Source organism: Desulfomonile tiedjei (assembly GCA_016212925.1).
Lineage (GTDB): Bacteria > Desulfobacterota > Desulfomonilia > Desulfomonilales > Desulfomonilaceae > JACRDF01.
Genome location: JACRDF010000011.1, coordinates 102,589 through 120,158 on the forward strand (window position 1 = coordinate 102,589; position 17,570 = coordinate 120,158).

15 protein-coding genes, 1 tRNA gene and 1 pseudogene are annotated in these 17,570 nt (G+C 52.8%); 7 read left to right on the forward strand and 10 right to left on the reverse strand.

Annotated elements, in window-relative coordinates:
• Nucleotides 1–105: 105 nt before the first annotated feature.
• The 4 genes from HY913_06355 to HY913_06370 form a co-directional block, all read right to left on the reverse strand.
• Nucleotides 106–181, reverse strand: a tRNA-Ile gene (locus HY913_06355).
• Nucleotides 182–362: 181 nt separating this feature from the next.
• Nucleotides 363–959 (reverse strand): hypothetical protein, encoded by a 597-nt coding sequence (locus HY913_06360; protein MBI4962878.1) that lies wholly within the window; start codon nt 957–959, stop codon nt 363–365.
• 391 nt (nt 960–1,350) lie between these two features.
• Nucleotides 1,351–1,665, reverse strand: a complete 315-nt coding sequence (locus tag HY913_06365; GenBank protein MBI4962879.1) for a hypothetical protein — start codon at nt 1,663–1,665, stop codon at nt 1,351–1,353.
• Between the two features lie 172 nt (nt 1,666–1,837).
• On the reverse strand, nt 1,838–2,143 hold the full coding sequence (locus tag HY913_06370; protein MBI4962880.1) for a hypothetical protein: 306 nt from the start codon (nt 2,141–2,143) through the stop codon (nt 1,838–1,840).
• Between the two features lie 399 nt (nt 2,144–2,542).
• Between HY913_06370 and HY913_06375 the strand changes: the two genes are divergently transcribed.
• From HY913_06375 to HY913_06400, 6 genes are all read left to right on the forward strand, one after another.
• Nucleotides 2,543–3,115: an HD domain-containing protein gene (locus HY913_06375; protein MBI4962881.1), complete on the forward strand. Its 573-nt coding sequence runs from the start codon at nt 2,543–2,545 to the stop codon at nt 3,113–3,115.
• 523 nt (nt 3,116–3,638) lie between these two features.
• A complete protein-coding gene (locus HY913_06380) occupies nt 3,639–4,889 on the forward strand; it encodes a hypothetical protein (GenBank protein ID MBI4962882.1) in 1,251 nt (416 codons plus the stop codon).
• Between the two features lie 631 nt (nt 4,890–5,520).
• Nucleotides 5,521–5,736: a hypothetical protein gene (locus HY913_06385; protein MBI4962883.1), complete on the forward strand. Its 216-nt coding sequence runs from the start codon at nt 5,521–5,523 to the stop codon at nt 5,734–5,736.
• Nucleotides 5,737–5,841: 105 nt separating this feature from the next.
• A complete protein-coding gene (locus tag HY913_06390; GenBank protein ID MBI4962884.1) occupies nt 5,842–7,044 on the forward strand; it encodes an ArsA family ATPase in 1,203 nt (400 codons plus the stop codon).
• An 8-nt stretch (nt 7,045–7,052) separates the two neighbouring features.
• Nucleotides 7,053–7,286 carry a hypothetical protein gene (locus HY913_06395; protein ID MBI4962885.1) on the forward strand — a complete coding sequence of 78 codons (234 nt, stop codon included), beginning with the start codon at nt 7,053–7,055 and terminating at the stop codon, nt 7,284–7,286.
• A 240-nt stretch (nt 7,287–7,526) separates the two neighbouring features.
• A complete protein-coding gene (locus HY913_06400) occupies nt 7,527–9,398 on the forward strand; it encodes a GNAT family N-acetyltransferase (protein MBI4962886.1) in 1,872 nt (623 codons plus the stop codon).
• Nucleotides 9,399–9,871: 473 nt separating this feature from the next.
• Here the strand turns inward: HY913_06400 and HY913_06405 are convergent, their stop codons facing one another.
• The 4 genes and pseudogenes from HY913_06405 to HY913_06420 all read right to left on the reverse strand — a co-directional run bounded on the left by HY913_06405 (nt 9,872) and on the right by HY913_06420 (nt 14,505).
• Complete coding sequence (locus HY913_06405; GenBank protein ID MBI4962887.1) at nt 9,872–10,645, reverse strand: isoprenylcysteine carboxylmethyltransferase family protein; 774 nt, start codon at nt 10,643–10,645, stop codon at nt 9,872–9,874.
• A 123-nt stretch (nt 10,646–10,768) separates the two neighbouring features.
• A complete protein-coding gene (locus HY913_06410; GenBank protein MBI4962888.1) occupies nt 10,769–11,293 on the reverse strand; it encodes a C_GCAxxG_C_C family protein in 525 nt (174 codons plus the stop codon).
• 72 nt (nt 11,294–11,365) lie between these two features.
• Nucleotides 11,366–11,734, reverse strand: a pseudogene (locus tag HY913_06415) (winged helix-turn-helix transcriptional regulator).
• Between the two features lie 1,103 nt (nt 11,735–12,837).
• Nucleotides 12,838–14,505: a fatty acid--CoA ligase gene (locus tag HY913_06420; protein ID MBI4962889.1), complete on the reverse strand. Its 1,668-nt coding sequence runs from the start codon at nt 14,503–14,505 to the stop codon at nt 12,838–12,840.
• Nucleotides 14,506–15,016: 511 nt separating this feature from the next.
• Here HY913_06420 and HY913_06425 point away from each other — a divergent pair.
• Nucleotides 15,017–15,700, forward strand: coding sequence for a CBS domain-containing protein (locus HY913_06425; GenBank protein ID MBI4962890.1), 684 nt, complete (start codon nt 15,017–15,019; stop codon nt 15,698–15,700).
• Between the two features lie 159 nt (nt 15,701–15,859).
• Here HY913_06425 and HY913_06430 read toward each other — a convergent pair whose 3' ends face one another.
• Together HY913_06430 and HY913_06435 are read right to left on the reverse strand one after the other, a co-directional pair.
• Complete coding sequence (locus HY913_06430) at nt 15,860–16,270, reverse strand: C_GCAxxG_C_C family protein (protein MBI4962891.1); 411 nt, start codon at nt 16,268–16,270, stop codon at nt 15,860–15,862.
• A 411-nt stretch (nt 16,271–16,681) separates the two neighbouring features.
• Entirely contained in the window at nt 16,682–17,506 is an 825-nt protein-coding gene (locus HY913_06435) for an amidohydrolase (GenBank protein MBI4962892.1), read from the reverse strand.
• Nucleotides 17,507–17,570 lie beyond the last annotated feature (64 nt).

Consider the following 17,570-nt stretch of genomic DNA (forward strand, 5'->3'; position numbering starts at 1 on the left):
TCTCCAGGCCTCAAAAAAATCACGGGGAGCCTGGCTTAGCTCCCCGTGATGAAGATTAAGACGGTTTAAGGTTAAATGAGGCAATCGCATAATGGTTCTCGCATGTGGTGGGCCCACCTGGATTCGAACCAGGGACCGACCGGTTATGAGCCGGGAGCTCTACCAGCTGAGCTATGGGCCCACGTCCCGTATGACTGGATTATATTAGTGATTACCGAAGCGGCTGTCAAGGATTCTCAGGCAGTAACGGCAAATTGTGCTATGCAACTATCGCGGACAAGAGTTGGCCTCGCAGAGAAACGAACCGCAAACGCGTCCAAACAAGACAATAGCAAAGCGCTGCGGAATCATGAATTCGGCCCCTATTGGCCCCACCATCTTCGGTACATCTGCTGATAATTCTGCCAATAATTGTTCACGCTGCGGCGGTACGGGTCGGGGTCACCCATGGCGTCGTAAGGGGCAACAGTCTCTTTCCCCTCCACTTCCCGAACCTCCGCAATAGTAACGACTGCCCTGTCTATGAGCGCTTGGCGGTTCTTGGTTATGTTCTTAAGATCCTTGTCTTTTGAGTTTCGGCGATTCAGGCATTGCTGCACTTCCGAATATACCTGGCTCTCGAGGTTCAAAAGGTTTCGGCACTCTTTTCTCTTGGCATTCAGGAGCTCTTCTTTGGTTTCCAAAGCGTCGGAGATCTGTTTCGCGATGGTTTTGTTCTCACGCGTGTCGAGGATGGGGCGCTGAATGACCCTGTCTACCGGGGTCTGCTGAATAGAGGCATAAGTGTGAAGCTTGTCCTTGAGGTCTTGCAGGATCTGCTCCCAGCGTCTATTGGCGGCGGTGCAGCGGGCATCCGAATCGTCCGGCCACCCGGGAGAGTTCCACATGAGCAGCAATGTCAGCGAGAAAATTACTATAAGAGGGACGGACAAACCCGCCAATCTGTCCTGACTGTTCACGTAAGAATTCTCCTTTCGGCAGGCTTCCTCGAAGCAACGTTTCTCGGCCATGTTCTCGGCAATATGTTAAACTATCTTACGAGAAATCTCCAGCCATTTATCAGTATTTTACATAACCGCTTGGTTACGCGGGGGAAGGCGCCCTACCAACGCGCGAATGCTTCGCAAGATGCCGGACTCGCTGTGCTTCCCGACCAACACAGCGGATTGGCATCGCCAGCCGGATGTCTGACTATGTCATGTCGATCGAAGCGTCTGCGCTTACTTGCGACAAGGCTATTATGAAAAGCCTGTTCAGCCGCAAGCTTGCTGAATGCCCAGCGAATATTTGTTCCAAAAGGAACAAGACCCTACAGCCTTTTACGGTCAATGGTGTTTTTGAAGCGTCGGTTCACTTGTACTTGGAGGCTACTTCTTCCATTATGTCCGAGAGTTTTTCCGAAACCACGTAATTGATGCCTCCCCGGTCAAAAGAAAGTCGAATCATTTCGATAAATTCATTGAACGCGGCCCCAGATCGGACAAGAATTCCGGCATTGCCGGCTTCCTGCTCGGTATATTCTCCGTCCTTATTCTCTTCCACATGGGCTAACGTCTCGCGCATTTCTCGTTTTCCTCCCCAGAGGACGATTACGTTGTCCATGTGATCTTTCATTTCTTTAATGCGCTGAACGAGTTCTTCGCGACTCAGTTCATCCAGTTCCATAATCTCCCTCCTCAAACCGGCCCTAAGCCGCACCTCCGCTAACCTGAAACATAAACCGATTCTTTTTTCCCAGTCATGGTCTCCCAATTTGCCCGCTGGTCACTTGCCGAACCGATCCACCATCAATTCGGCGGCATGACGAGCGCGCTGCCAAGAGAGCCATTATGGAGCATTAGAAACCCAAGGGTAATTTCTTGATTTCGCGTAAATCCTGAGCTTCCAGGGCACGGGACATAGACTGTTCCCATCGGAAGAATTTCTTGGACAATCTCTCCACTCTGGAAAGGATTTCGCCGACCTCTGAAATCAATTCCTTGTTCTTCTCATTGTAAGCCCTGGCGAGTTCCTCTTGCAGGTGTCTAATCAATTTTCGCGCCTGATCCGGGGTCTCCAGGAAAAGCACCGGGTCATAAGTGCTGCCTCGCCTTTCTTTAGGGCTCCATCTAATTCTGATGTCGTTAATGTGTTCCCGCAACATAAGTAAAAACCACCTCTAAACCTCAGGCCGTTCAGGCCTGTTCTTGATTCGGGCAAAGTAGCCCACACCAATTGGCTGCCGAATGGGTAACCTTTCGTGCCCGGAGGCTGCCAACTGTCTTACTTTACAGCACGGACATCGGATTAATCTGGACCGGGCTTTCGACACGTCCCCTGACGGACCCCCAACTCTTCGGAAGCCCATCTTGCCTCCGTGTTGGACCCTCCACAGATCAAGTTTATATTATAACAGCTCAACCCAAATTTCAATGGCGTCATTACTGATAGCTGTGACTCAAGCTGTCCATTTGAACCAATAATTGATATATTATCTTGAAGACCTAAATGGCCGATTGCAAGTTTCGGCACGCGGTTCTCGCACGACGACCGGAGTTTCCCAATGGGGCAAATCAACATCCCGACGGCAAGAGATTGCCATGACCTCTTGGCCAAATACAACACGCCTGCGCACATCGTCCTGCATTGCCGGAGGGTCTGGGAGGTGGGGCGAGTCCTCGGCGAGGGATTGCTCAGGCAAGAGTATCCTGTTGACATGGCTCTACTTCAGGCTTCCTGCTTACTACATGACATAGGCAAGTATCCGAGCATCTTGGACAGATCAAAGTTTCATGACATCAGGGGCGAGCAAATTCTCGAACAGGAAGGTTTTCCGGATGTAGCCAATATAGTGGGGCAGCACGTTATACTGCGATCCAAAAGGGGTGATCCGATACGGGAAGAGCATGTGGTCTTTTATGCCGACAAGAGAGTAGTCCATGACGAGGTGGTGAGCCTGGAAGACCGTTTCGTATACCTGTTTGAGACCTATGCCAAGACCCCCGAAGCCGTGGACATGTTGACGCTCATGAAAGACGACACCGTTAAGTTGGAAAGGGAAATCTTCCTACTCTTGGATTTCGGCCCGGACGATCTCCAGGATCTCCTCGAGGCGGAGACCCTCCCAAGACCATGAAGGCTTGGTGTGCGGGCTTGTTCTTGTGACGGAATTAGCAGCGATACTATACCAGTAATATTAGCTTATTAACTAACCACGCAGGTCACGAAATTGAACTTTACCCACCTTCCCACGGAAAATCCTTGACATCCTAAGATTTGCCTTTATTTTCTCTCAACGAGCGCGGGGGCCAAGAAAGGTTCCGGAAACGGCTGCCGGCCATCATAGCTTGCTTTTGAGACTCTAGTCTGATATAATTCGCCTTCAGACCTATTTTGGCCGAAAAAAGCCGTAATTTACTGTTTGTTGTGAGAGAGGTTTTGGAGCCGGTTGTCAATCCTACCGAAGCCATATCAGGCGAAGCTAAACAAGGGACAGGCAAGTTTTCCGGTTTCCGCGTCTCAAAACAGACGAATTTTCAGTAATGCGCTGAGAAGTCAACGGTGAAGTTCCTCGAAAGACGGAACTCACCCTAGAAAAACCCGATCAACAAGGTGTAGTGGCGATCGGGGAAACTCCTCCGGGTCGGATACGGTGAAACATGGTAGATGGTGTTATGAACAAGCTTGTCGTTCCTGCGGTTCTGATTCTAGTCCTTTCGAGCCTTTTTTCCGCGCCGGCATTTTCCGAAACAAAGTTTGCCCGGATTAACGCTCAAGTATCTGATATTGCTGACGATCAGCGCACAGGCCTTATTGAAGAGAACGCTCTGCCTGATTGGCTGGAGGAACTGCTGACTCGCGTACCCGAGGAGGACAAATCCGAAGTGCTCCAAACCGGTAGGCAAGATTCCCCGGAACCCCTCGCTTTGGATCAGGAAGTAAAAACCGAATCTTTAGAGCGTGAACTGGAGGAGAGCTTTACCCCGGTCACAGTCGAAACCAACCAGCCCCAAGATCCCTTCTTCCCGAAGCCACCAAACATGCCTCCGCTTTATACATCGCCTAAACTTGATGGAGAGGGGATCTGGTCGGACGAGGACACCCCGCGTGGGTGGGATGGACGGCCCCTGCTCTACAAAACCGTCTATAGGCCGAGTGAAGAGTACCCCACCGCAGTCGCTTACATGGCGGTTTTCGACATGAAACGAATGAAAACACGTCTTTTCATAGGCCAGACGGAACCGGGGGTTTATCAGATTTCGCACACGCCTCGGGAAGAGAACCAGTCCAAGATAGTGGCCATAACTAATGCCATGTGGATGCAGCAACATGCTCGGGGAGCAGGCGCGATCTTCCGCGGCCAGGTCATCTATCCCATGGTACCGGAAATGGCCACAATGGTTGTGTATCGAGATGACTCCGTGGATATCATCGAGTGGACGAGCGATATTCCCCTTTCTCTTGTCAAGGATGCCCGCCAGTTGCGCCACCTGATAGTCAAAGACGGGAAAGTGGTAGAACAGGTAGTCAAGCACGGCAAGATAAATGACTCGGAAATAGGCCTGGGCGGATTCCTGATCGACTCCGGCGGCAGGAGCACCATGGGAAACAAGATGTGGTTCCTTGCCAATCGGACTGCATTCGGTATTCGTGACGACGGAAACCTCGTTTTCGCCATGGGTCATCATATCAGTACCAAAGACCTGGCGAAGGCGCTTGTTCTGGCTGGCTGCAAGCGGGCCATTCACGGAGACGCCAACATCCATAATATCGTCTGTAACTTCTACTTCAGAGACCAAAACGATAAGGTTGTAAAACGCGATAGGCTTTCACCCGAGCAGTTACAGTACACAATGAAGCGTTACGACCAGGGCTACAGCAAAGATTTCTTTGCCTTTTACGAGAAGTAAAAAAACCCCTTTTCACTTCCCTGTGATCGGTTTTCTCTTAGCCGCGGTTTGGTTTGCCCGAATCTACCAATGTAGATTCGGGCAAGCTCATTTCAGCCCTTTCGTTTTACACATCTGGCACTTGATACCAGGTAGCGTTCAAACAGTGAAAAGTTTGTTAGATCCAGCGCAGATCTGGGCAAGCTGTGGACCGTGGCACCCCAGGGCCGCTTCTGACTGGCTGTTGGGTGCCACTGACCTGGGCATCAGGTCAGTGCTGATTTGGTCCTACGGTAACTGCCAAAATTGATGTCCGTTGTCCCCCAACGGCCCTCCTGCCACTTCTGCTTTACTCACCCCGTCGTTCCCGCGAAAGCGCGAACCCGGTGAATCCAGCGAGACGCGGGACTGGATTCCTGCCTCCGCAGGAATGACGGAATGGAGTTCCCACGAATCGGACAAAAATTTGGCAACTGCCGTAAGTCATGGTCACCGTCTGAACGCGAACTGGTATGAGACTTCCTCCCCCGTTATAGACCGGCCGGGGTTGCAAAACAGCCCGGAAATGAAAATACTGAAACCTGGGGGACACAAGCGGCTCTTTCTGTTGTGACTTGTGGACCACCGGCTGACCGCGTTGGAGGCAGATCTGATGACTCAATCCGGAATTGCAGCGATCTTGAGTTTGGTCATTCCCGGTGTTGGGCAAATCTACAACGGGGATTTCTTGCGGGGCATTTTCTGGCTGATCGTTACGCCCGGCTTCTGGATCGGCACCGGCGGAATGTTTGGCTGGGTTTGCCATCTCATCGCGGCTTACACCGCCTACAATCGCGGACAGAAGTACATGCTGGGACAGCTCCCTTAGCCGCGGTTGCGAAAAGTTCCGCAATGCGCCCGGCCTGGACTTCGCTCCCGGGTTTCAGTATAGTCTGCTCGGATGTTAAGGCACAACAATCGACCAGGAGACTGAATGACCGCCAGACAGCCACGAATAATCATTTTCTCAGGAAAAGGCGGCGTAGGTAAGACTACCGTAGCCTCGGCCACGGCGTTGAAATGTGCCGAACGGGGCTTGAAAACCGTAGTTATTTCCATAGACATCGCGCACAGTCTTTCCGATTCGTTTCAATTGGGCGGCAATCTCCACGATTTCAACCGAGGAAAGCCTCGTCGGGTCACGGACAATCTCTGGATTCAGGAAGTGGACATTCAGGAAGAGTTGGATCAGCACTGGGGAGAGGTATCCCAGTACCTGGCCGCTCTGTTCGGGTCCAGTGGCATGACCCCTGTCTTGGCGCAAGAACTGGCCATAATTCCTGGGATGGAAGACGTTGTCAGCCTCCTGTACATAAACCAGTACTACCGAGAAAACACCTACGATGTGATTGTAATTGATTGCGCCCCAACCGGCGAGTCGCTGCGTTTCCTGGGCATGCCTACCACGCTGGAATGGTATATGAAAAAGTTCTTTCGGTTGGAACGCAGTCTTTTGAAATTGGCTCGACCCATCGCCAAGAAGCTCACGGACGTTCCCCTTCCGGAAGACAGCTACTTTGACGCGTTGCAGGACCTTTTCCTGAAATTGGAAGGGGTGGACGAAGTCTTGCTGGACCGCGAGATCACTTCGATACGGCTGGTGACCAACGCGGAACGCATGGTCATTCGTGAAACCCAACGCGCGTTCATGTATTTTTGCTTGTATGGATTGGTGGTTGACGCGATTATTGTCAACCGGCTCTTTCCTGAGTCGTTGCAGGATGTCTATTTCAGGGACTGGCTCGCAACCCAGCAAAAGAGCTTGGAGCAAATCCACACGATTTTCGAACCCATCCCCATCCTACCTGTCCACATCCTCGAGGATGAAGTCGTGGGATTGGAGAAGTTATCCGCCATGGGCAGGATGGTTTACGGCGACATTGACCCCTCGGCGGTCCTTCATCGAGACACGGTCTACGAGATCGAGCAACACGACGGCGACATGACGCTTAAGATCAAACTGCCGTTTGTAGCCAAGGAATATGTGGACCTGTCAAAGGAGGAAGGAGACCTGGTGGTCCGCATTGGATCTTTCAAGCGGCACATATTTCTTCCGAGAACGTTGGTGAATCGTAAGCCCTCCAGGGCTGCTTTGACCGACAATGTCCTTTCCATAAAATTCCCCGCAAATGAGTGAGGCTACCGATGAACCCTCTATGGCTTTTTACAAAGGCAGCAGGAATAACTCTGGTTGCAGTGGCCGGAATGAGCTATTTGATCAAGCAATTGGCCCCGAAACCTTCAGACTTGATCACAGGAGCGGTGCATTTTCGAAAAGGAGTCGAAGAATTCCAGAAAGGGTTTACCACGGTTTTATTCGGCTCAGGGCCGCAGGACTTGAAAAAAACGAAGGAAGCTTCCAAGATCCCAATTGACTGATCCATCCTTTGGCCTTGAGGGCCTTCCTCGAAAAGAAATCGGGGAGGGCCAGGGGCAGAAGCTTTTCTTGGCAAAGTGCCAATAGGCGCGGGACGCATGCCGCACCATCCCTTGTTTCGGTTTGCTCCTCGTCCGGTGACATTTTGGTGTAATGGACAACCGGCCAAACCCCTGAAGGCCTTTTCGCGGGAGTTTTCAACGTCAAAAAAACCCAAAATCTGCATTGGTGGGTAATGTGTAATGGGCAACCACAAAACGTCTTATGCCTCTAAGCTTGTCACCGCCCGAGAAGCTGCGGCTCTCATAAAGAACGGCGACCGGGTGTATCTGGGGAGCATGTGTTCCGAGCCCTCGGCCGTGATCGAGGCCCTCGGCAAATCTTACCTCGAAGATGTGGAGTTCATACAGTTCATCACAGGGTGTCAATCGTCGGCTTTGGCGGCTAAAGGTCGGGAACGATTCAGAATAAAGACCTTCTTTATCGGCGGGGCGCCTTGTGAGGCTGATAGGCCTTCTGAAGCCGATTATGTCCCGCTGTTCCATTCCCAGATTCCCATGTTTTTCAGGAACCGCCGCATTCCTATCGACATGGCGGTAGTACAGGTTTCGGCCCCGGACAGATTCGGGCGATTGAGCCTTGGCATCTCGGTGGATGTGTCTCTTGCCGCGGTAGAAAGCGCGCGGAGGGTCATAGCTCAGGTCAACCCGAGGATGCCTCGTACTAACGGCGACACATTTATAACTCTGGATAAGATTGATTACGTGGTGGAATCCGATGAGGAGTTGTACGAGATCCCTGAGGAGACGCTTGGAGTTCGTGAGAAGACAATCAGCGGCTATGTCAGTGAACTCATAGAGGACGGCTCAATTTTGCAGTTCGGTTTTGCAGGCATTTCCCGCGGCCTGATGGAATATTTTTATGAGCATCGGAATCTCGGGCTTCACACCGAAATCTTGACCGACCCATTAATGGACCTCATCGAAGCCGGTGTTATCAACAACAGCACAAAAAAGCAGTATAGAGGCAGATCTCTCGCTTCGTGCTGCATGGGCACACGGCGGCTTTACGACTACGTTCACGAAAACTCTCTGGTCGAACTGTACCCCTCGGATACCCTGCTCGACCCGGCCTTCATAGCCACAAACGAAAAGATGGTCGCGATCAACCTGGCGCTTCAGGTGGATCTCCGGGGCCAGATTCGGCAAGGAAAGCCCGCATGGACCGCTTTTGAAGGCTCAGGAGGCGACCACGATTTCATGCGAGGGGCCACTATGGCCAAGGGCGGGCGTTCCGTGATCTGTTTGCGGTCAACTTCTCCTCAGAGCGGCCGATCGACGATTGTTCCGTCTTTTGGTCCCAGGGCATCGGTGGTAAGCAATCGCGGTGACGTTAATTATATAGTCACGGAGTACGGCATCGCTTACCTCGGCGGCAAGTCGGTCCGGGAAAGGGCTATGGCTCTTATAGAAATCGCTCATCCCGACTTCCGGGAAGAGCTGATGAAGCAGGCCCGCGAAATGGGGTACGTGTATAGCGACCAGTTTTATTTCGAGACCGCGTCACCGGAATTCCGCCGCCGGATTCGGACCGATAGAGTGTTCAAGGGTGGGGTCCAGGGCCATATTAGGGTTATAAAACCTACCGATGAGTCTATGATACGGGACCTTTTCTACAACCTCTCGGAGGATTCGGTATACTTCCGCTATTTCACCCCGCGCCGGAGCATGCCCCACAAGAACGTGCAGCAATATTGCAATCTTACTGAGGACAAGGGACTGTCTCTGGTTGTCAGTACGGGCCCGCGAGAGAACCGGCGGATCATTGCCGAAGCTCGTTACATGATTGACCCCAAAGGCGGGTTCCCGGACGTAGCTTTCATGGTTGATGAAAACTACCAGCGCCGCGGCATCGGGAGTGCTCTGGTGCACTATCTGATCGAGATTGCAAAAGAGCGGGGGATCAAGGGCTTCCGCGCTGATGTGCTGGTTTCCAACAAACCAATGCTGCGAACTTTTGACAGGCTGCCTTATGTGGTACACAAAACACTGGAAGATGGCGTAGTGTCGCTTTATTTTCAGTTCGATGAGCCGAAAGAACCTAGTGTTGATTAGAAATTGTCAGGCAGTCGCCAAAATGGTTGACCTTATCCGATACCCAAGTACTGGAGGGTGGGTAGGGCAAGGCGTCCTTGCCGGGCAACACCTATAACCTTGTTGGTTTGCGACCTGGTATAGTGGCTCTCGAAAGTAAGCGCGGATCAATTTGCGGATATCCTGCCAACGCGGGACGATCTCATTCGGGAAGAGCTTTTGGGAACAACCGCTGTAACCCCTTGCGTCAAGCGATGCTTTCTGTATTGGGTGCCACGGACCTGGGCCTTACCAGGTCCGTGCTTCCTGCCAGTTATATCGCCACGATAAATCGGAGGATTCCCAGCTTTACCGAACCATCCGCTCGCTCTTCAATTTGGTGTTTAATGCGGGGGACAACCTCGCTGTTTTCCAAAAAACCCGGCACCCGGCACCCGGCACCCGGCACCCGGCACCCGGGAATCAATCCGCGATAACTTTAGAGAGCTGGTATATCATCTTGTAATACCCAGATGCCGGAAGGTGCTCGGAATCAGCATCGGCACTTGAGTTTGGTAGGTCCTGTAACCTTCACCGAATTGTGCGACCAGGTCTCGTTCCTCCAATATTGTCCCGACAACTATCCACGCGGTCCACAACAGATTAAACAGGAGGCGGTCGGCTGTCAGGTCCGGACAGGACCAGATCATCAAGATGCAGAAAAGGTACAGAGGGTGACGTACCCAGCGGTATGGACCACGGACCTTAAGATCACCGGCTGTCGCTGTGGCGCTCTGAATATTCCTTAGAATCGGACGGAGGCCGTAGGCGTCGAACTTTCCCAGGGACCGAATCCCCCAATAGAAACCTATAATGCACAAGAAGAATACAGCCCGCAGGACCCATCGAAGAGCCCCTTCGGCGGAAAACAAGGTGTAATTGGATTTCTGCCAGAGCACCACGAGAAGGATCAGCAAGACAGCAGAAGCTACGGTGAACAAAGCACCGTGGTATTTCTCTGCCATGAATTGAGCCGAACATCGCCGAAAAGATGCTCTGATCATGCCGCTATGCTGAATGAAGAAGGCAATGGACAGACAGGTATTCAACACGAGCGCGCCAACTTCTCCAAGACCCAGGTCCACCAGGTCTAGCGATCCTTTGAACACAAAGACCGCCATCAAGAGCAGCGATACGTTTCCCAGGAGACTGGTAACAGTGACTAACGTTCGATCGCGTAAAGCCAGAGGCGATTTTTTTCTATCAGACTCGCTCGGCAGATTCCCCATGTGACAGCCTCTCGTGGCATCAAGTCAGCGTTGGTGTTTTGCCCATGATAGGTGCCACTGCTGGAAAAGCCGGCAGTGGCACTCAAACAATGTTCCTCATCACTTCGAATTTAATTGCCACCGCTACCTGGCCCCCGCGGCACATGGGCACGCCGTTTGAGGATGGCTATCAACTGCAACCCGTGTCAATTTACTTGTGGCCGGACCCGTTTCGTCGAGAGACGAGGCTTGCTTCCATTCGAAGCCGTTCTCGGCCAGAAGCGACTGGACTTTCTTCAGCACGCCCGCGACAATCCTGGGGCACCTTTCAGGTTGTTTCTTCGGGTCGTCTTCCGTGATTTCCCTGCATCTTATCCCACCGTATTGCGCTCCATATTTTGAAGCAAACCAGTCCATCAGTTCGCTGACCATGATGTTGAGGCGCGGATCCGCTTCCTCGTTCTCGCTTCCTCGACCGTTATACAGGCCTAACAGGCAGGCTCCGCCGGTGAGCGCGCCGCAAAGCTCACCGGAAAAGCCGACACCTCCAGCCAATCCAGAGACAGTCCTGATCAGATCGGGATTGGTTTTGCCTTGAGCATCGAGTCCCGCGAACAGGAGGATTTCACTGCAATGGAACCCCTGCTGGACGCGCTGTATCATTCCCATCTGTTCCTCTGTAAGCCCCTCGGGCTGAAAACGGCATGCGTTTTCCATGACCTGTTCCCCTTTCTCCGCAATTCAAGTGAGTCGTTCCGCGGAGGCACTATGTTTGTTCAAAACGGCCCCTCCTCCACTATGGAGAAGTTCCCTCATAGCTTTCACAGCTTCCTCGTTAACCCAGCATTCAATGTTCTTTCCGCGGCGTTCCACCACAATTATGCCTGCCTGGCGAAGCTCCTTGATGTGGTGAGAAACCGTGGAAGGAGCGATGTTCAACTCTTCTCCCAACTCGCCGACGTACCGCCGGGCCTCTTCGACTGTGCTTCAGGTTGTTCCGGGCGGGCAAACCGCGAGGAGGCGCAAGAAGATAGCAAGTCGATGAGGATTCGAGAGGGCTTTGAACATTTCGGCGTACCGAGCCATTTCTTTTATTCGATTGTTTGACATATTTCGAATTATAGATGTTTGCCCCCCCTTGTCAAGTTCTTTTTTTGTTCACGCCGGCAAACGCCCCGGAAGATTGTGGTTGTTTGAGGTATTCCGAGTGCCAATTTTTTTGTCCCAATGGGGGGTTGGCCGATGTAGGGGCAGGCCTCGTGCCTGCCCTAGGTCCAACGAGACGCAAGGACAAGGGCGGACGCGGGGTCCGCCCCTACCGAACTCGGTGCTTCTCTTATAGTAGTTCTCAAAATTAATCGCGAAAATAGTTATCACCGGTATCTTTCCCCTGAAGGGGGAGTACGGTGGGTAGCCACGGGTGAAACCCGTGGTACGAAGCGCCAATAATTAGTCTTTTCGCGACCCTGAAGGGGCCGACCCCTCCGGGGCCGGTCTGGTGATTGATGGGGGCTTTTTCCCTGGGTTTCACCCAGGGCTACCCACAGTATTCCCCTTCGGGGAATACCGGATGCAGGGACGGCGTGCTGGAACTTACGTCCCATCGACTGGCATGCCACTGCCAATCGCTTTACGCAGTGTGATTTGATTCCGACAGAACTTTCGAGAATGGCTATAATCCTAGTTCCGGAGGCTTTCCCTCCGACAGTCACGCCTTTCAGGTGCGTGTGTTGCCTGGCAGTGTCCGGGCAGAGCCCGGACGGCATGGGTTCCCAGGCGGAGCCTGGGAACCAGACAAACCGGTGGATGAAATTCAAGGAAAAACCTTTGCTTGGGAATGATTTCCAGCTGTGAGGTAATTCCCCTGGGACCGGCAGGGACGCAGGCCCCTACCGTAGCAAGCCCAGCCGGCCTCTGTTTTTGTAACATTGCGTGGTCAAACAATTAACATTCGACCCAATCATGCACGGACCTGGCCAAGCTCAGGTCCGTGGCACCCACAGAGCGAAGGTGATGCAATCTTGGGTGCCACTGACCTGGGGGGGCACCAGGTCAGTGCGGATTTTGCTTCCACCTGTCTTTCACTGTTTGAAAGCGAACTAGTATAAATCCTCGTTCCCAGGCGGAGCCTGGGAACCAGAGAAACCGGGGAACGCCTTTTGTGCAAAACAAGGGGCTCCCCGGACGGCTTTTCATCTTTTCCTGTCTTCCACTCAATACGCGCCCTCTGCGACGCCTTTCTTGATAACTTTTTTGTCGATTTTTCCGACGCTGGTTTTGGGGATCTGCTCCACCATGAGGAATGAATCCGGGATGCCCCACTTGGAGATCAGGCCTTCCTCAACGTATTTCCCAAGAAATGCCTGAAGGTCCGTAGCCGAGAGCGCGGCCCCGTGTTCCGGCTTGGGAACGATCATGGCCAAAGGCCTCTCCCCCCACTTCGCGTCAGGGACGCCGATAACAGCGACTTCCGACACGCCGGGGTGTTGGCTGATAAGGCTTTCCAGATGCAGCGAAGAGATCCATTCGCCGCCGGTTTTGATAACGTCCTTCAGCCGATCGGTTATTTGCAGGTAGCCATTCTCGTCCATGTTCGCGATGTCGCCTGTGTGAAGCCATCCATCGGCCCACAACTCTTCAGACTTTGCCGGTTCCTTGAAGTAACCTTGTGTCAGCCACGGAGCGCGAACAACAATCTCTCCCGGGGTCTTTCCATCGCGCGGCAAAGTCTCACCGGTCACGACATCCGCGACTCTGATGTTCACCAGTGGCACAGGGCAGCCTGTTTTGGTCCGGATGTCGAGTTGGCGCTCCATGTCCCAGTCCATCATATTGGGCTTGAGGTTGGCCAGCGTCAGGATCGGGCATGTTTCGGACATGCCGTATCCTCCGTATATTTCGATCCCCCTCTCCATCGCGGCTTTTGCCAGCCCCCTCGGCAAGGCTGATCCGCCTATGATCACTTTCCAGCCCCGGAGGTCCGCATCTTGCGCGGCAGGACTGCTAAGGAGCATGTGCAGGATCGTGGGAACGCAATGAGAGAAGGTTACTTTCTCTGTCACGAGGAGCTTTAAGAGCATCGCGGGCTCATATCTTCCCGGATACACGCTCTTTGCTCCCAAAACCGTGGCAACGTAAGGAACTCCCCACGCATGCACGTGGAACATTGGAGTGATGGGCATATAAACATCCGCGGACTGAAAGCGGCCCGGCGCAGTGAATGCAGAGGTCCCCACGGCAGCTCCCAGCGTGTGTAACACCAATTGCCTATGGCTGTAGTAAACCCCTTTGGGGTCACCTGTCGTGCCCGTAGTGTAGAAAGTGGTGGCCTGGGTGTCCTCGTCAAACTCCTGGAAATCGAATGAATCCGAAGCCTGCGCCAGTAGCTCTTCGTACTCTCCAGCTAACGGCAACGCGGTCGTGGGTTTTTCCGGACCTTCCTGGAGGAGGACGTATTTCTTCACGGTGGGCAATTTGTCTGCAAGTCCCTCCATCACCGGCAGAAAATCCTCATGGACAAGGACCATGTCGTCTTCCGCGTGGTTCATCGTAAAAAGTATTTGGTCAGGTGAGAGCCGGATGTTTACCGTATGAAGGATTGCCCCCATCATGGGAATTGCGAAAAAGCATTCCAAGTATCGGTGTGAATCCCAATCCAGAACGGCCACGGTGTCTCCCGGACCCACGCCGAGCGCGTTCAGCGCGGACGCCAGCCTGTTGATACGCTTATAAAGGTCTCGGTACGTGTAGCGCATCTGGTCTCTGTACACGATTTCTTGGTCGGGCGCGTAAAGAATGGGGGTATGCAGCAACTGTTTGACGATCAACGGGTAGTTATACGCTGAGGCCGCTCTTTCTATTTTTCTGACCTTCTTTTCCATTGATTCCCTCCTTACAAAAACCGGACTGGTTTGGTGAGCCATGAAGAATTCGCAGAATACCAGGGCCGACCCTCAGATTCAAATATGCGAGGACTTCCGGTTCCCGATTTTTTTGGCGGAGGGCAAGACTCCTGCCGCTCCCACAGATCACGCTTCTCGGACAATCACCTGATTCTTTTAAGTTAGTTTTGACCAGTCGCCGGGCAAATGGCCCGGGCATTCGTTACAATTTTTTACAGCCTGTAAAAGTAGCCTCCCGGCTAGCATTACCGGCGAGGAAAACATTCATCCGAAAATGAAGTTTTACTAGGGCCCGGCTTCTGTTATCTTCGATTTGCGGTCGCGGTACAACTTCAGGCTGACTTGCGAGGCGGGCATGGTGATTGCAGCCTGTGTCTAAAACCGCGGGATTGGCTATTTCCATGAGCGGACTATGGAGAGGAACATCATATTGGCATAGTCCTCGCATCATGGAACTGAGGCTTAAGGCTTTTTGGACGGAGGGAAACCAATGTTGGTCAAGGATTGGATGAGCACGAACGTGATCACTATTGACGTAAAGGCTACTCTGCAGGATGCCATTAATATGATGATGGAACACGACATAGGCCTGCTGCCGGTGATGGAAGAAGGAAAGCTGGTCGGCGTGGTCACTGACCGCGACGTGAAACATGCTTCTCCGTCAGACGCGTGCCTCCTCGATTTTCAAAACATCATGTATCACGTGGCTCGCCTGCAAGTAGGCTCATTCATGAGCCAGAATCCGGTGACGGTTCCGCTGAATCTCACGATTGAAGAAACCGCGGAAGTCCTGATGCAGCACGATATCTCCGGCGCACCCGTGGTGGACGACGCAGGACATGTGAGAGGAATAATTACAAAGAACGATCTTTTTGCCGCTCTGATATCCATGACCGGCTTGGCGCAGAAGGGTGTTTCTTTCGGGTTTCAGGTACAGGACAATGCGGGCTCTATTAAGGCGGTAACCGATGTCATCAGAAAATATGGGGGGCGCCTTGTGAGCATCGTCAGCACATACGAGACCGCGCCGCAAGGATATCGTCAGGTATATGTTCGGGCCTTCAATTTAGATCGGAACACATTCCCCGAGCTTGTCCAAGAGCTTCAGAAGCTGGCGCAAGTGCTGTACACGGTGGATCATCGCGACAACACGCGGGAGTTTTTCGCGGCTTGATACGGATTCCCGATGGAGAAGGCTATAGTGGTTCTTAAAAGTTTTCGCGGAATGAGGTCAGAGTGTTGACCGGGTCAACATGAAGCCAGCAATGCGATCCTATTCCGACAATACTTTCGAGAATTACTATAGTCAGGTCCAGACCGATCCCCTTGTTGGTCATTTCCCTTGTGGTACGTGGCCGACCCCCGATCTTTCTTCAAACTCGTAAAGCTTCTCCACAGCGAACTCAACATATTTCGCGCATTTTTCCTTCCAAATCCCCGAGGCAAGAAACTTCTGGTACTGGCCGGGCTCGGAAAAATCCATCCCAACAAGGTCCATGCAGTTGATGTTGCCAAAGCGTTCTCTGAAGCTCTTGACCAGCGCAGCAGCGTAATAGCGTATGACAGCTCGCGACTGTTTAGCCTTTTCTTTATCTGCAAGGGAACACCGATGCCTCAGCCCAAGGGATACCGAGGACGCGGACACTGCACCGCACGGCGCTTGCTGCTGTCCACTAATGCCGCCCATGAAAGGGACGCCGGTCCAGAGGAAATCTTCGTTTTCCAGGCCATATGTCTCCCACATAACTTGCAGGACTGCCGGCCCTCAATGATAGCCCGCTATCATGAGTTCCGTGACACGGGCCTTTGCTTGATCGAGAGAAATCTTTGTTGGCATAGTGCACCTCCTTTGTCCGAGATAATGCTGCAAACAAGCCGGTTCTTGAACTTAAGGCTTCTAACGGCCACTTAGAAAGACTCTTGGGCTCTGTCAAAACATCCAATCGCCCTTGTACGGTCGCAGGTAAGAGCGGGGAAACCTTGTTTTCAAGACAGTCAGGTCAATTCTTCCTCAGCCCCTGTCACCCATCCATCATCACCGCATTCTTTGTACATGTCTATCGCCCTGCCAAGTGGCTACCCCGTGATAATAATCCTTGATTAGATCCCAACCTCATATTTTGGGGGCGAACCGGCATGGGACACGGCAGCCTACTTAAGCACCAAGCCCCAGCAGCCGAGCGCCGTTGGACCACAGGATGGCCTCTATGGTTTCCTCACTGTATGGCAGTTCTTGAATCCGTCCGACCTGTGCCCCAATAGACGGAATGCCCGGCCAATCGCTGCCGAATACGAACCGGTCGCGGAACTTCTCCAAATGGGGAAAAACCGACGGAAATTGCTTGGGGGGAATCCCGGACACGTCGATGTAAGTGTTCTCATGTCGCCTAAGCATCCACTCAGCCTCAGTGTACCAGAACGGTCTCCCTGCATGGCAAATTACGATCTTCATGCGGGGGAAGCCTTCAGCCACTTCGTCAAGCAGCAGAGGGTTCCCGTAGCGCACCCGTGACCCTTTGAATATCGACGAACCCGTGTGGAACATTACCGGGATCTCGAGGCCGGCGGCCACCTCGTACGCGGGCAGGAGACGAGGATCGTCCGGGAAAAAGTGCGCGTACGTCGGTATGAGCTTGAGGCCCCGACAGCCGAGCACTTTTACGCAGTGTTCTGTCTGTTCCGCGGGATCGGGACCGTCGTAAAGACAAATGGACCCGAAGGGAATCAGGCGATCCGCTCCTCTGCAAAACTCGGAAGAGAATTCATTTGTAACAACGCCCGTGGTCTTGGGGGCATATTCGGAAAGGACCACAGCCTTATCCACTCCTTCACGAGCCAAATATGCCTCGACTCCTTGAGGGGTGATCTCTTCTGCGAAATCGCGCGTGTATTCCGGATTCTGTTCCGCGAAAAACGACATAACCGACTGGGTCCAGTGATGTCTGGTGCCAACATGAAGGTGAAAATCTAGTACAGGCATTTTCAGCGTGCTTCCGGTGAAGTGCCGCCCTGGATTGAGGCCCTGATGTCCTGTTGATTTGCAG